The organism is Pseudoalteromonas sp. S8-8 (assembly GCF_000497875.1).
GTDB lineage: Bacteria > Pseudomonadota > Gammaproteobacteria > Enterobacterales > Alteromonadaceae > Pseudoalteromonas > Pseudoalteromonas arctica.
The window spans coordinates 36,980-51,122 of record NZ_AUTR01000064.1 but is presented as its reverse complement, the minus strand read 5'-3'; the positions used below and the strand labels follow the sequence as shown (position 1 = coordinate 51,122).

At 40.0% G+C, this 14,143-nt stretch carries 13 protein-coding genes and 8 tRNA genes; 7 read left to right on the top strand and 14 right to left on the bottom strand.

What is annotated here, in order from left to right; all coding sequences use genetic code 11:
* Nucleotides 1-57 precede the first annotated feature (57 nt).
* The 14 genes from L659_RS0119560 to lolB all read right to left on the bottom strand — a co-directional run bounded on the left by L659_RS0119560 (nt 58) and on the right by lolB (nt 6,614).
* Nucleotides 58-132 (bottom strand) — tRNA-Gln (locus tag L659_RS0119560).
* A 38-nt stretch (nt 133-170) separates the two neighbouring features.
* Nucleotides 171-255: transfer RNA gene (locus tag L659_RS0119555), tRNA-Leu, on the bottom strand.
* A gap of 71 nt (nt 256-326) precedes the next feature.
* Nucleotides 327-401: transfer RNA gene (locus L659_RS0119550), tRNA-Gln, on the bottom strand.
* Between the two features lie 38 nt (nt 402-439).
* Nucleotides 440-524, bottom strand: a tRNA-Leu gene (locus L659_RS0119545).
* A gap of 90 nt (nt 525-614) precedes the next feature.
* A tRNA-Met gene (locus L659_RS0119540) sits at nt 615-691 on the bottom strand.
* A gap of 5 nt (nt 692-696) precedes the next feature.
* Nucleotides 697-771, bottom strand: a tRNA-Gln gene (locus L659_RS0119535).
* Nucleotides 772-810: 39 nt separating this feature from the next.
* Nucleotides 811-895: transfer RNA gene (locus L659_RS0119530), tRNA-Leu, on the bottom strand.
* Between the two features lie 47 nt (nt 896-942).
* Nucleotides 943-1,019: transfer RNA gene (locus L659_RS0119525), tRNA-Met, on the bottom strand.
* A 601-nt stretch (nt 1,020-1,620) separates the two neighbouring features.
* Nucleotides 1,621-2,712: a redox-regulated ATPase YchF gene (gene ychF, locus L659_RS0119520; protein WP_007583951.1), complete on the bottom strand. Its 1,092-nt coding sequence runs from the start codon at nt 2,710-2,712 to the stop codon at nt 1,621-1,623.
* 53 nt (nt 2,713-2,765) lie between these two features.
* Entirely contained in the window at nt 2,766-3,350 is a 585-nt protein-coding gene (pth, locus tag L659_RS0119515; RefSeq protein WP_007583954.1) for an aminoacyl-tRNA hydrolase, read from the bottom strand.
* A gap of 19 nt (nt 3,351-3,369) precedes the next feature.
* Nucleotides 3,370-3,981 (bottom strand): 50S ribosomal protein L25/general stress protein Ctc, encoded by a 612-nt coding sequence (locus L659_RS0119510; protein WP_008171830.1) that lies wholly within the window; start codon nt 3,979-3,981, stop codon nt 3,370-3,372.
* Nucleotides 3,982-4,130: 149 nt separating this feature from the next.
* Entirely contained in the window at nt 4,131-5,078 is a 948-nt protein-coding gene (locus L659_RS0119505) for a ribose-phosphate pyrophosphokinase (protein ID WP_007583957.1), read from the bottom strand.
* Between the two features lie 88 nt (nt 5,079-5,166).
* Nucleotides 5,167-6,024 carry a 4-(cytidine 5'-diphospho)-2-C-methyl-D-erythritol kinase gene (ispE, locus tag L659_RS0119500; protein ID WP_010554716.1) on the bottom strand — a complete coding sequence of 286 codons (858 nt, stop codon included), beginning with the start codon at nt 6,022-6,024 and terminating at the stop codon, nt 5,167-5,169.
* 2 nt (nt 6,025-6,026) lie between these two features.
* Nucleotides 6,027-6,614 (bottom strand): lipoprotein insertase outer membrane protein LolB, encoded by a 588-nt coding sequence (gene lolB, locus L659_RS0119495; protein ID WP_024591615.1) that lies wholly within the window; start codon nt 6,612-6,614, stop codon nt 6,027-6,029.
* 83 nt (nt 6,615-6,697) lie between these two features.
* Here lolB and hemA point away from each other — a divergent pair, with 83 nt between their 5' ends.
* The 7 genes from hemA (at nt 6,698) to L659_RS0119460 (ending at nt 14,135) form a co-directional block, all read left to right on the top strand.
* The gene (gene hemA, locus L659_RS0119490) at nt 6,698-7,954 is read left to right on the top strand and encodes a glutamyl-tRNA reductase (RefSeq protein ID WP_010554718.1); all 1,257 of its coding nucleotides are present in this window, start codon (nt 6,698-6,700) and stop codon (nt 7,952-7,954) included.
* Between the two features lie 7 nt (nt 7,955-7,961).
* Nucleotides 7,962-9,047 carry a peptide chain release factor 1 gene (gene prfA, locus L659_RS0119485; RefSeq protein WP_007583962.1) on the top strand — a complete coding sequence of 362 codons (1,086 nt, stop codon included), beginning with the start codon at nt 7,962-7,964 and terminating at the stop codon, nt 9,045-9,047.
* Nucleotides 9,048-9,049: 2 nt separating this feature from the next.
* Nucleotides 9,050-9,889 (top strand): peptide chain release factor N(5)-glutamine methyltransferase, encoded by an 840-nt coding sequence (gene prmC / locus L659_RS0119480; protein ID WP_010554719.1) that lies wholly within the window; start codon nt 9,050-9,052, stop codon nt 9,887-9,889.
* A gap of 54 nt (nt 9,890-9,943) precedes the next feature.
* Nucleotides 9,944-11,488: a response regulator gene (locus tag L659_RS0119475; protein ID WP_007583964.1), complete on the top strand. Its 1,545-nt coding sequence runs from the start codon at nt 9,944-9,946 to the stop codon at nt 11,486-11,488.
* Between the two features lie 29 nt (nt 11,489-11,517).
* Entirely contained in the window at nt 11,518-11,892 is a 375-nt protein-coding gene (locus tag L659_RS0119470) for a SirB2 family protein (protein WP_007583965.1), read from the top strand.
* Nucleotides 11,893-12,039: 147 nt separating this feature from the next.
* Nucleotides 12,040-12,867, top strand: a complete 828-nt coding sequence (locus L659_RS0119465) for a tetratricopeptide repeat protein (RefSeq protein WP_024591613.1) — start codon at nt 12,040-12,042, stop codon at nt 12,865-12,867.
* A gap of 14 nt (nt 12,868-12,881) precedes the next feature.
* On the top strand, nt 12,882-14,135 hold the full coding sequence (locus L659_RS0119460; protein WP_024591612.1) for a DUF819 family protein: 1,254 nt from the start codon (nt 12,882-12,884) through the stop codon (nt 14,133-14,135).
* Nucleotides 14,136-14,143: the final 8 nt, after the last annotated feature.

Here is a 14,143-nt window from a genome sequence, read left to right as displayed (position 1 = left end):
AATTTAAACTCTAAGCTAGAGCAATTCTTTTATCCAACTTTCCTTGGTAGAAGAAGTTGGCTGGGATACCAGGATTTGAACCTGGGAATGCCAGGATCAAAACCTGGTGCCTTACCGCTTGGCGATATCCCAACAAAGAATTCTTTATAATTTTAGTTCTTATAAGAACATGGTGCGGAAAGAGAGACTTGAACTCTCACAACCGAAGTTACTGGAACCTAAATCCAGCGCGTCTACCAATTCCGCCACTCCCGCATCAACAATTTGCCAATTTAAACTCTAAGCTAGAGCAATTCTTTTATCCAACTTTCCTTGGTAGAAGAAGTTGGCTGGGATACCAGGATTTGAACCTGGGAATGCCAGGATCAAAACCTGGTGCCTTACCGCTTGGCGATATCCCAACAAAGAATTCTTTATAATTTTAGTTCTTATAAGAACATGGTGCGGAAAGAGAGACTTGAACTCTCACAACCGAAGTTACTGGAACCTAAATCCAGCGCGTCTACCAATTCCGCCACTCCCGCATCGTTTGTACAATAAAGTACAGGTAGTTATTTTAAACTCTTCATTGAGCTGCAATTTAACTCTTGCAGAGCCATTTCTAAAAGAAGAAATGGTGGCTAAGACGGGATTTGAACCTGTGACCCCATCATTATGAGTGATGTGCTCTAACCAGCTGAGCTACTTAGCCATTGTTGGCTGGGATACCAGGATTTGAACCTGGGAATGCCAGGATCAAAACCTGGTGCCTTACCGCTTGGCGATATCCCAACAATAACAATTGATAGTTTTAATTCTTATCAAGAATTATGGTGCGGAAGGAGAGACTTGAACTCTCACATCCTAAGATACTGGAACCTAAATCCAGCGCGTCTACCAATTCCGCCACTCCCGCACACAAGGTAGTTATTTTAAACTCTTCATTGAGCAACAAAAAAATAATGGTGGCTAAGACGGGATTTGAACCTGTGACCCCATCATTATGAGTGATGTGCTCTAACCAGCTGAGCTACTTAGCCATCTTTTTTTGTTAGCACTTCATCGCTGAGTGCGGGGCGTATTATGCTGATATGACCCAAATTCGTCAACACCTTTTTTGCAAAAAAACACTTAACTGTGTTTGTTTGCAGGAAAATTAAGCTAACAGGCTAAAATTTAATAAAAATGCTGTTTTTTTAGCTGCCTTTAAGGCGCGGAATCTTAATTAACCCTGTACTTCTTTAATTAAGCGATATTACAAAGATAGACTAGGGCCTGTTTATCTTTTGAGGTTAAATTTGCAGCAGTGTGTTTGGTATTTAGACAAGGCAGAGCCTATGTAGTGTGGTTGTTCCCCATAAATAGGCGATAACGTAGAATAAATGCCAAACACACGCTGCCCGAAGGGTTCTGCCTAGGGGAAATTTACTCTTTGTTGCTCGGTTTTTACTTAGTACACTAGGTTGTTACAAACCTCTCGCCGCGATTAAATCTTCCTTGGATTGAACAAATTTTAATCCTAAAAGGTCAACAGGCCCTGATTGAGCTTAATTATTATTTTTATAATATTTAAATACAAAAAAGGCTCGTAAAAACGAGCCTTTAAAAATTATTACCAAGTGAAATTGGTTTAATTTGTACTTATACGTTGAACAAGAAGTTCATTACATCGCCATCTTTAACAATGTACTCTTTACCTTCTTGACGCATCTTACCTGCTTCTTTTGCGCCACTCTCACCTTTAAAGGCAACAAAGTCGTCAAAAGCAATAGTTTGCGCACGGATAAAGCCACGCTCGAAGTCGGTATGGATTTTACCCGCTGCTTGTGGTGCTGTTGCACCTACAGGGATTGTCCATGCGCGTACTTCTTTTACGCCAGCTGTGAAATAAGTTTGTAATTGTAGTAATTCATAACCACCACGAATAACAAGGTTAAGACCTGGCTCTTCTAGACCAAGATCAGCCATAAACTCTAGCTTGTCTTCGTCATCTAGTTCTGAAAGCTCAGACTCGATAGCGGCACATACAGGAACAACAATCGCATCTTCAGCTGCGGCAATAGCGCGTACGCGGTCAAGGTATGGGTTATTTTCAAAACCATCTTCTGCAACGTTTGCAATATACATTGTTGGTTTAATCGTTAAGAAGTTAATAGAGCTGATTGCTGCTTTTTCTTCTTTAGTTAGTGCTAGACCACGTAAAGTTAAGCCTTCGTCAAGATGCACTTTTACTTTTTCAAGTACAGCATTTTGCTCTTTAGCGTCTTTATCGCCACCTTTTGCTTTTTTTGAATTACGGAATAGGGCTTTTTCAGCGCTATCCATATCAGCAAGTACTAACTCAGTGTTGATTACGTCAATATCGTCAGCAGGGTCAATAGTGCCTGCTACGTGGATGATGTTTTCATCTTCAAAACAGCGAACTACGTGGCCAATTGCATCGGTTTCACGAATGTTAGCTAAAAACTGGTTACCAAGGCCTTCACCTTTAGATGCGCCTTTTACTAAGCCAGCAATGTCTACAAATTCCATACTAGTGGTAAGAACTCGTTGAGGATTAACAATTTTAGCAAGTTCGTCTAGACGAGGATCTGGCACAGGTACCACACCTGTATTAGGCTCAATGGTACAAAAAGGAAAGTTAGCGGCTTCAATACCCGCTTTAGTTAGTGCATTGAAAAGCGTTGATTTACCAACGTTAGGCAAGCCAACGATGCCACATTTAAAACCCATAGTAAGATACCTTGTTTAGAATTCGTTTAAACGGTGTACTTGGACCCAAGTTACTAGGGTTTAAACGAATGTAGTCTGTTTTGTGCTTTTAACACACCATCTTTTGCAAGTATTTCCATGCAACGAACTGCTTCATCAACAGCAGCATCCATTTTTTCTTGGTCTGCTTTGGCTGCTTTTCCAAGCACCCAACCAGTAACCATTTCACGATGCCCCGGATGACCTACACCAATGCGCAAGCGCATAAAGTCTTTTTGATTTGCCATTTTTGCAATAATGTCTTTTAAACCATTATGACCGCCATGCCCGCCGCCTTTTTTTAACTTGGCAACGCCTGGGTCTAAATCCAATTCGTCATGGGCAACTAAAATGTCCTCGACAGGGATTTTGAAAAAATTAGCTAAACTACCGACCGCTTTACCACTTAAATTCATGTAAGTAGTGGGGATCAATAATTTGAATTCTTGGCCTTGAATGATCACTTTGCCTGTAAGGCCGTGATATTTAGGATCGTATTTTAGGGTGCAGTTGTAGCGTGCAGCGATTTGCTCGATGAACCAAGCACCTGCATTGTGGCGTGTGTTTGCGTATTCGGGGCCTGGATTAGCCAGGCCCACAAGCATTTGAATAGAATTCAAGGTTGCGAGACCTTAAAAATTATTCTGCTGCTGCAGCGTCGTCTTCAACTGGAGCTGCTTTGTTTGCTTTGATAGTCAGGATAGACTGATCATGGCCTTCGCCTTTACCTAAATCTACAGAGCTAACGCCTTTAGGGAAAGTAAGGTCAGAAATATGAACAGAATCGCCAACAACAAACTTAGAAACATCTACTTCAATGAATTCTGGAAGTGCTTTTGGAAGACACGTAATTTCAACTTCAGTTAACTGGTGAACAACAGTTGCGCCAGCTTTAGTTACAATATCTTCACCGATGAAGTGAAGAGGAACTTTAGTTTGAAATTTATGAGTAGCATCTACACGTTGGAAATCAAGGTGAGTAAGCTTAGGCTTGAATGGGTGACGTTGGATATCTTTTAAGATTACTTCAACAGCTTCGCCATCTACGTTAAGCGTAAGGATATGCGTGTAAAAACCTTCGTCTTCTTGTGCTTTGATCATATCTTTATGAGCAAAAGTAAGAGATAAAGCTTCTTTGTCAGCTCCGTAAAGGATTGCAGGAACTTTGTCTTCGCGACGTAGGCGGCGGCTCGCACCAGTACCAGTTTCTACGCGAAGTTCAGCGTTATATGTATAAGTTTTGTTAGACATGATGTCTCCAGTTATTAAAATGTGTAGGGCCTTTGCGACCAAGGTCCCTAGCCAAAAGGCGCGCTATCATACCACCACGCCCAGACAAAATAAACATCGCTTACAAAAAAAGCGCCAAAAGGCGCTTTTATACTCAGGAATGTTTAATTTTAGTGTTCAAACATCGCTGAGATAGATTCTTCGTTACTAATACGACGAATAGTCTCTGCTAACATGTCAGCAAGCGTAAGTACCTTAATTTTATCAAGGGCTTTAAGCTCGTCAGATAGAGGAATTGAGTCAGTTACAATTACTTCGTCAATCATCGAGTCACGTAAGTTTTCTGCTGCTTTACCTGAAAGAATAGGGTGCGTTGCGTATGCAAATACGCGCTTAGCGCCATGTTCTTTAAGTGCTTCTGCGGCTTTACATAACGTACCACCGGTATCAATCATATCATCTACGATAATACAATCACGACCTTCAACGTCACCAATTATGTGCATTACTTGAGAAACGTTTGCTTGAGGGCGACGTTTATCAATGATTGCTAAATCGGTATCGTTTAGTAGTTTTGCAATTGCACGTGCGCGTACAACACCACCAATATCTGGAGATACAACAACGACGTCTTCAAAGTCGCGTTCTTTCATATCTTCAAGTAATACAGGGCTGCCAAATACGTTGTCTACTGGTACATCAAAGAAGCCTTGGATTTGTTCAGCGTGTAAATCAACCGTAAGAACACGGTCAACACCAACGCTTGATAAGAAATCGGCAACAACTTTAGCGGTAATTGGAACACGGGCAGAACGTACACGACGGTCTTGGCGCGCATAACCAAAATAAGGAATGACGGCAGTAATACGACCTGCAGATGCACGACGTAGAGCATCAACCATAACGATAAGTTCCATTAGGTTATCGTTTGTAGGGGCACAGGTTGATTGCAAGATAAAAACGTCCGAGCCACGAACATTTTCATTTATTTGAACACTGATCTCACCGTCGCTAAAACGGCCAACAACAGCATCGCCTAATTCAATATATAAACGTTTTGCAACTTTTTGAGCTAACTCAGGTGTTGCGTTACCAGCGAAGAGCTTCATGTCAGGCACGGTAGGGTTCCTCAGGCACTGAATATTTGGACTAACGGGCAATGATAAATACCACTGCGAGTTAACTTATGATTACTTGTACGTTACTTCATTGATCGAATATGGCGGTTAACTCCGTATGAGCAGGTGAGACATTTGCGCTTGAAGCCACAAAACCCTGCCAAGTATGGGGGAGATTTTCAAGTACATCTTGTGCTTGAACTTGACTAGCAAATTCGACAAAACAACATGAACCTGTTCCGGTCATCTTCGACGGTGCGTATTTTAGCAACCACTGGAGGGTTTTTTCAACCTCGGGGCAAAGCTTTTTAACTAAAGGCTCACAATCGTTGGTTAAAGTATGGTGTTTCCAATCGCCTATTATTTTTGGTGTGTCGCGTTTTAAATCTGGATGTGTAAATATTTTTGCGGTACTTACATGTTGATTTGGGTGTACAACGCAGTACCATTTTTGTTCAAGTTTTACCTGGTGTAATTTCTCACCAATACCATGCGCTATGGCGCTTTGCCCTTGTATGAACACCGGAACATCAGCCCCTAATTTAAGTCCTAATTGGGCTAGAATTTCTAAATTTAGTTCTAATTTCCATAATTTATTTAGGGCTAATAAAGTACTTGCGGCGTCGGATGAACCACCTCCAACACCTCCGCCCATCGGTAAGCGTTTAATTAAATTTATTTTTACACCCAAAGAGGTTTTACAGTGTGTTTGTAATAATAAAGCCGCTTTATAGATGAGATTATCATTTAGAGGTATGTCTTTAGTATCACCACCGACAGAAATACCACCGTCTGTTGTTAGCTCAAAATGCAACTCATCACCAAAATTTAAAAAAGTAAATAAGGTTTCGAGTTCATGATAGCCATCTTCTCGGCGAGCATTAATATGTAAAAATAAATTGAGTTTTGCCGGGGCAATAAGTGAAAAAGAGGTTTTGTTATTCATGCTTATTTAAACTGCCAATCGTAGAGTTGAATTTTTATTTTTATTTGTTGATGCTTTAACGTCAGTTTAGTTGGTAACCAGTAACCTGCGTTTTGTACGTAAGTGCCGTAATCTATTTGCCATTTTTTGCCTGCATTATCAAACCATAATACTTGCTTTGCGCGGCCTAGTTCATCAACGACTAAACTTTGATCGTCAATGGTGCCTTTAAGCCAGTTATCGGCGTTATCAACAGGAAGTGTAAAACCCGTTAAACGCTTTAAAAGCTCTGCAGCATTAGTATCAAAGTACTCATCGCCGTCAAACTCTAATTCAGCACCATTTGATGTTTGTTTAAGCGACAAAATACGAGTACCAATAAAAGTAGTCAGTATTAAATTATTGGAATTTGTTGTTTGCTGCCAATTTAAGTTTGCAGATTGACGCTCTTCTGGGCTTATAAACGCGAGTTTACCCTCGACCTGCCAAGTTTTTTGAGCAGCTAAACGTGGTTTCCAATCATCATAAAGTGTTGTTTTTGTATCAATTTGATGGGCACAGCCACCTAAAAATAAAAAAAACATGAATAAAATCAAATATTGTCGAATCAAATGTTGTTCCTTACTTTCCATATTCCGCTGATTTTTGGTAAAATTACCGCCTTTGAAGTAGGGCTCAGCAATATTTGGCAAATATGACCATAATAGCACTAGGTATAAATCACAAAACCGCATCCGTAGAATTACGTGAAAAAGTGGCTTTTTCGCCTGAGCAAATTTCAGAGGCGTTGCAACAATTAAGTGGCCATGCCGACTTTAATGAAGCGGTTATTGTGTCTACCTGTAATCGAACCGAGATCTATTGTAGCCTCGCTCAGCAAAATTCCCAAACACTGTTAACTTGGCTTGCCAGTTTCCATGGTTTGGATGAACATGAACTGAGCAGCAATATATACTGCCATGAAGGTAATGACGCCATTAACCACTTAATGCGCGTAGCGTGTGGGTTGGATTCTCTTGTGTTAGGCGAGCCGCAAATTTTAGGGCAAATAAAGCAATCGTTTTTTAGTGCTAAAACCCACGATGCAATAGGTGTCACTTTTGATAGGTTGTTTCAAAAAACCTTTTCGGTAGCAAAACAAGTTCGCACTGAAACAAATATAGGCGCAAGTGCCGTGTCGGTTGCATTTGCGGCTGTTAACTTAGCAAAACATATTTATGGCAAGCTTGATCAAACCAATGTGCTATTAATTGGTGCTGGTGAAACCATTGAACTGGTTGCTAAACATTTATATCAAAATGAGCCTAAAAAAATAACGGTCGCGAATAGAACAATTGAACGTGCTCGCAGCCTTGCTGATGAAGTGTCGGCAGATGTTATCGCACTTGCACAGTTACCAGAACGTTTACATGAAGCCGATATAGTCATTAGTTCTACCGCCAGTACTTTACCTATTATTGGTAAAGGGGTGGTTGAGCAAGCGCTTAAGCAGCGCCGACACAAGCCTATGCTATTTATAGATATTGCGGTTCCGCGCGATATAGAAAGCCAAGTAGGTGAGCTAGATGCTGCCTATTTATATTCCGTTGATGACTTACAAACCATTGTAAGCGAGAATATGGCAGCGCGTGAGCAAGCTGCACAGCAAGCGCAAATAATTATTACTGAACGCACCAAAGAATTTGCAATGTGGATGCGCTCACTCGATTCGGTAGATTTAATCCGCCATTATCGAAATGATGTACAAACAATTAAGTCAGAACTTGTAGAGCGTGCTGTTAGTCAGCTAAATACAGGTAAAGATGCAGAAAAAATTATATTAGAGCTCGCCAATAAATTAACCAATCGCTTAATGCACGCGCCTACCCGTGCAATACAAGACGCAGCGAAAAAAGGTGAAGTGGCGCAGCTAAACCAGTTGAAAAAAATGTTAGGTATTGATCAGGAATAACCGTTAAATGAAAGAGTCTGTTTATAATAAATTAGAAACCTTAGTAGAGCGTTACGAAGAAGTACAAGCGCTGCTAAGTGACCCGTCGGTCATTAGTGATCAAAATCGTTTTCGTGGGCTTTCAAAAGAATACTCTGAGCTTGAAGAGATTGTAAAAACGTTTTTAACTTACAAAGAAACGCAAGATGATTTAGCCAGTGCAGAAGAAATGCTTAAAGATTCTGACCCTGAAATGCGTGAAATGGCGCAAGAAGAATATAAAGAAGCTAAAGCACAAATTTTGGTAATTGAAGATCAAATTCAAGTATTAATGTTGCCAAAAGATCCGCGAGATAACAATAACGTGTTTGTTGAAGTACGCGCTGGAACAGGCGGTGATGAAGCGGCTATTTTTGCTGGCGACTTGTTCCGTATGTACAGCCGCTATGCAGAAACTAAAAAATGGAAAGTAGAAGTTGTGAGCACCAATGAAGGTGAGCACGGTGGTTACAAAGAAGTTATTGCAAATATTAGTGGCGAAGGCGTTTACGGTCAATTAAAGTTTGAATCAGGTGTACACCGCGTACAACGTGTGCCAGAAACTGAGTCACAAGGGCGAGTTCATACCTCTGCGTGTACTGTTGCGGTAATGGCGGAAGTACCAGAGGCCGAAGCGATACAAATTAATACCGCAGATTTAAAAGTTGATACATTTCGTGCATCAGGCGCAGGTGGTCAGCACGTTAATAAAACAGATTCTGCTATTCGACTTACACATATACCTACCGGTGTTGTGGTTGAGTGTCAGGATCAACGTTCACAGCATAAAAACCGTGCTAAAGCGATGTCAGTACTTGCAGCACGTTTGCAACAGGCTGAAGATGAAAAGCGCCATGCGGCAGAAGCATCTGAACGTCGTGACTTAGTAGGTAGTGGCGATCGTTCTGAACGTATCCGTACTTATAACTACCCACAAGGTCGTATTACCGATCACCGTATTAACTTAACACTTTATCGTTTGAATGAAGTGGTAGCGGGTGATTTAAGCTGCGTTATTGACCCATTAATGCAAGAACATCAAGCTGACTTATTAGCGGCTATGGGCGACGAGTAATCGTGAGCCAAACTCTTGAACAAGCTATTGCTGCAGGCGCTAATTTATTAGCACCTAGCAGCGAAAGTGCTAAATTAGACGCACAAGTTTTACTTCTACATATTCTTCAAAAACCTCACAGTTACCTTTTCACTTGGCCAGAGCATGCGCTTAATGCCGAACAACAACAGCAATTTAATACATTTTGCCAAAGACGTTTAAACGGTGAACCTGTTGCACATATTACGGGGCAACGTGAATTTTGGAGCTTATCGCTTGAAGTTAACGCAACAACTTTAATACCTCGACCAGATACCGAAACGTTAGTAGAACAAGCACTTGAAGTGGCTGTACCTGCTACAGCTAAAGTGCTTGATTTAGGCACGGGTACTGGTGCAATAGCGCTGGCATTGGGTAGTGAAATGCCTAATTGGCAAATTATTGCAGTAGATAGAGTAAGCGATGCAGTTGCACTTGCTACACGTAACCAGCAGCGATTGGCAATTAATAATGTACACGTTAAGCAAAGCAACTGGTTTAGCGAGTTACATGGTGAGAAATTCAACCTAATTGTCACTAACCCACCTTATATTGAAAGCAGTGATATACATTTAAATCAGGGCGATGTGCGCTTTGAGCCTTTGTCGGCATTAGTGGCTGATGATTGTGGAATGTCTGATATTAAACAAATAATTACACAATCACGTGACTATTTGTTATCTAGTGGCTATCTTTTAATAGAACACGGTTTTGAGCAAGGTGAAGCTGTTCGTCATTTTTTCAAAAAAATGGCATTTGTGAATATTAAAACAGTGAAAGACTTTGGTGATAACGACCGTGTAACGTTTGCACAGTGGCCCTAAAGAATAATAATTGCCTGCTAGTGCGTTAAATAATGCCATGAAGGAATTTCGACTATGATGGGTGATTTTTTATTTTCAGATGAGCCAGAAGAAGCAATCAATGAGATTGAACTCGGTACCTGGAAAGTATTAATCGTTGATGATGAACCTGAAGTTCATGCTGTTACAAAACTAGCGTTGAGTGATTTTGAGTTTCAAAATAAACGCTTAGAATTTATTAGTGCGTACTCAGGTGCTGAAGCAAAAGAGCTTGTGAAAGAGCATCCAGATGCAGCCATTGTACTACTTGATGTAGTAATGGAGACCGATGATGCCGGTTTGCAAGTTGCTAAGTTTATTCGTGAAGAAGCTAAAAATAATCATATTCGAATTATTTTAAGAACGGGTCAACCTGGTCAAGCACCTGAACGACAAGTAATTATTAATTATGATATTAACGATTACAAATCTAAAACAGAGCTAACGGCTCAAAAGTTATTTACTGTTATTATGTCGAGCCTGCGCTCGTATCGGGATATTATTTCGATTGAGCAGTCACGCGAAGGGCTTGAGAAAATAATTATAGCGTCCCGTGATATTTTTTCTGCGCATTCAATAGAGCACTTTATTGAAGGCGTTATGCAGCAGTTAACTTCTTTACTTGGTATTGCTGATCAAGCTATGTATGCAACTACTTTAGTTGCGCAAAATCCTGAGGCACAAAATAATAAAAAATTAATTGTTTGCTCGGGTACCGGTGACTTTGAAAAAAGTGAAGGTAAAGAGCTCGATGAAGTATTACAAGCTGAACAGTTAAGTGCATGTCATCAGGCGCTTAATGAAAAAAGTATTATTTATAAAGATAACTACTTATTTGCGTATTGTAGCAGTGAGTACAATCATAATTCGATGCTATTTATATCAGGTATTCCAAAGGATTTAACGGATACTCAGCGCCATTTAATTAAGATTTTTTCTCAAAATGTGCAACTTGCGTTTGAAAATGTACAACTTCAGTCTGAAATAGAAGCAACGCAACAAGAGCTTGTTTACAGGTTAAGTGAAGCAGTAGAGCAACGCTCAACAGAAACGGGTAATCATGTTAAGCGTGTAGCACATATTTGTCATATATTGGCACAAGGGTATGGCTTATCTAAGCATGATGCTGATTTAGTAAGGTTGGCGTCGCCTCTTCATGATGTAGGCAAAGTGGGCATTCCTGATGCGGTATTAAATAAACCAGCAAAGTTAGACGCCCAAGAATGGGAAGTGATGAAAACCCATACTGATAAAGGCTATACTATCTTAAAAGACTCGCCGCATGAGATTGTTAGTGCAGGTGCAATTATTGCAAAAGAGCATCATGAAAAATGGGATGGCTCTGGTTACCCACAAGGTTTAAGCGGAAACGCAATTAATGTATTTGGTCGCATAGTTGCACTTGCTGATGTATACGATGCACTTCGCCATAAACGATGCTATAAAGAACCTTGGACACTGCAAAACGTAGTTGATGAAATTAACGCTCAAAAAGGCACACACTTTGAACCAAAATTGGTTGAAGTATTTAACGAGAAGCTTGATGAGTTAGAAGCGGTTCTTAACCGTTTTCCTGATTAAATTTTTATAAAACAGAAGTACAGGGGCATATGGATTATTTAGCAGTAAAGCATTCACACATGGCAATTGCGATGTTGAGTGTGATTTTATTTTATGTTCGCGCATTTTCGCGAATGGGCAGTGGTAAATTAGCAAAAAATAAAGCGGTAATGATTGGTAGTCATAGTATAGATACTTTGTTATTAGTGTCTGCACTTACGCTTATATTTATGGCTAAAATTAACCCGTTTGAACAATATTGGCTATTAGAAAAAATAGTTTTAGTGGTTATATATATTGGTATTGGGGCTAAAAGCGCCAGACAAACTAAAATGACGGCTAAAGTTGCTTACGTTTTAGTTAACACTGCTGTTATTTTAGCGATAGGTTATTTAGCGACGTCTAAATCAGCTTTTTTGCTTTAAAATACCTGACTATTTGAGCTTTATAGTTGTTTTATAAAGCTCAAATACGACTCCCTCTCAGAAAATATTCAAAAACATCTCTATATTGGTATATAGCTTTAAAGTTAGGTAAACTACGCCTTCGTTTTCTAAAATGTTGCAGTATTAATGACTACCCTCGGGTTTGACGAACACGATGAATCTTATCTTGATGATGCTTACGATGAATTTACACCTCCAGCGATTTACCGCTGTATTAAAGCAGAGTCAAAATGGGACCCTCAGATAGATTTAACAACATGTTATGAAACTTTAACTGACTTTGAACAGCAAATTTCAGCGCTGTGTTTAAAAGTGAGTGATGAGCACGATCGCTTCGAAAAATTATTAGATATGTTTTACAGCGATTGGCTATTTAGTGCCTCAGGCTTAAAAGTGCCAGAATACAAATTAAATACATTAAGCTATACGCTTTCTATGCGTAGTGGCTCACCAACAACGCTTGCAATTATACTTTGTCACTTTTTACAACACGCTAACTTTGATGCAAATCTTAGTCTTACGCTGGGTGATGTTGGTGTTCATGTGGCGATAAGTGATGAAGAGGGCTATATAATTGAGCCAAGCAGCGGGCAACAAAGCTGGTATATCATCCCTGAAAACGCAGATGAAGATGATGGGCAAGAACAAGAGCCTTTAGAGTTAATTTTTGATGACGAAGTATATAAGCTATTTTTAGCTCAGCAAAAATGGTCTTTCATTAGCGAAAACAAATTTGGTCATGCTTTGACCTGTGTAGAGATGCTAATGGAGCTAATAGGCGACGACCCGTATGAGAGACGCGACAGAGGTTACTTATTAAATCAGCTCGGTTGCCCTAAAATGGCACGTGATGATTTACAGTTTTTTGTCGATGAGTGTCCGGACGATCCTGCAATAGAGATTATTCAACACCAAATAGAAGAACTAGAAGATAATAATAAAACGCACCATTAAGAATAGGAATAATTATGGTTGAAACTCAAAGCGCATTAATTACAAATGATGCCGTTGTGCTTGGTTTGCTTGCTGTTATTTTGGGGGTTATTTTTAAAACCTCAAACAGTGAGCGTCCAGCTTTAAAACGATTTTATAAATACGTACCTGCTTTACTACTGTGTTACTTTTTACCTTCGTTATTAAATACCTTTGGTATTGTAGATGGTAATAAATCTAATGTTTATTATGTGGCTTCGCGCTACTTACTGCCTGCTTGTTTAATACTACTTACCATTAGTATTGATTTAAAAGCTATTATTAACTTAGGCCCTAAAGCGCTCATTATGTTTTTAGTGGGTACATTGGGCATTGTTATTGGTGGGCCATTAGCTATTTTAGTAGTGAGTGCATTTGATCCAAGTATTGTTGGTGGTCATGGGCCCGATGCAGTATGGCGCGGTATGACAACCGTTGCGGGTAGCTGGATTGGCGGTGGTGCTAACCAGGCATCAATGAAAGAGATGTTTGAAGTGGGTGGTGATATATTTTCTGTAATGATTACAGTAGATGTAATAGTCGCGAATATTTGGATGGCTGTTTTATTGTTAATGGCAGCAAATCATAAAAAAATTGATGCTGCTACGGGTGCTGATACAAGCGCAATTGAAGATTTAAAAAAACGTGTTGAAGCCTATCATGCTGAACACGCGCGTATTCCTACTCTTAACGATTACATGACGCTGCTTGCAATTGCATTTGGTATAACCGGTTTAGCGCATTTTTGTGCTGACTTTTTAGGTCCGTACTTTGGCACTACTTATGAGTGGGCAAAAGAATACAGCTTAAACAGTAAATTCTTTTGGCTAATTGTTATATCAACAACGATTGGCATAGGCTTATCGTTTACTAAAGTTAGACAAATAGAAGCGTTTGGCGCTTCAAAGGTAGCCTCTAGCTTTTTATATATTTTAGTCGCATCAATTGGTTTGCACATGAATGTAACCGCTATTTTTAATAACCCTGGGTTATTTTTAGTTGGCGCAATTTGGATGCTAGTGCATGCAAGCATAATGTTAGTAGTAGCTAAACTAATTAAAGCACCGTTATTTTATATGGCTGTGGGCTCGCAGGCTAATGTGGGCGGTGCAGCGTCTGCACCTGTTGTAGCATCAGCGTTTCATCCGTCATTAGCGCCTGTTGGTGTTCTGTTAGCTGTACTGGGCTATGGTGTGGGTACTTATATGGCTTATATTTGTGGATTAATGATGCAAGCAGTTGCACCGTAAGGAATTTA

Coding starts and splice junctions, on each gene's coding strand:
- ychF (WP_007583951.1), bottom strand. CDS start 2,712: ATGGGTTTTAAATGTGGCATCGTTGGCTTGCCTAACGTTGGTAAATCA.
- L659_RS0119510 (WP_008171830.1), bottom strand. CDS start 3,981: ATGTCTAACAAAACTTATACATATAACGCTGAACTTCGCGTAGAAACT.
- ispE (WP_010554716.1), bottom strand. CDS start 6,024: ATGAATAACAAAACCTCTTTTTCACTTATTGCCCCGGCAAAACTCAAT.
- hemA (WP_010554718.1), top strand. CDS start 6,698: ATGACCATAATAGCACTAGGTATAAATCACAAAACCGCATCCGTAGAA.
- prfA (WP_007583962.1), top strand. CDS start 7,962: ATGAAAGAGTCTGTTTATAATAAATTAGAAACCTTAGTAGAGCGTTAC.
- L659_RS0119475 (WP_007583964.1), top strand. CDS start 9,944: ATGATGGGTGATTTTTTATTTTCAGATGAGCCAGAAGAAGCAATCAAT.
- L659_RS0119470 (WP_007583965.1), top strand. CDS start 11,518: ATGGATTATTTAGCAGTAAAGCATTCACACATGGCAATTGCGATGTTG.
- L659_RS0119465 (WP_024591613.1), top strand. CDS start 12,040: ATGACTACCCTCGGGTTTGACGAACACGATGAATCTTATCTTGATGAT.
- L659_RS0119460 (WP_024591612.1), top strand. CDS start 12,882: ATGGTTGAAACTCAAAGCGCATTAATTACAAATGATGCCGTTGTGCTT.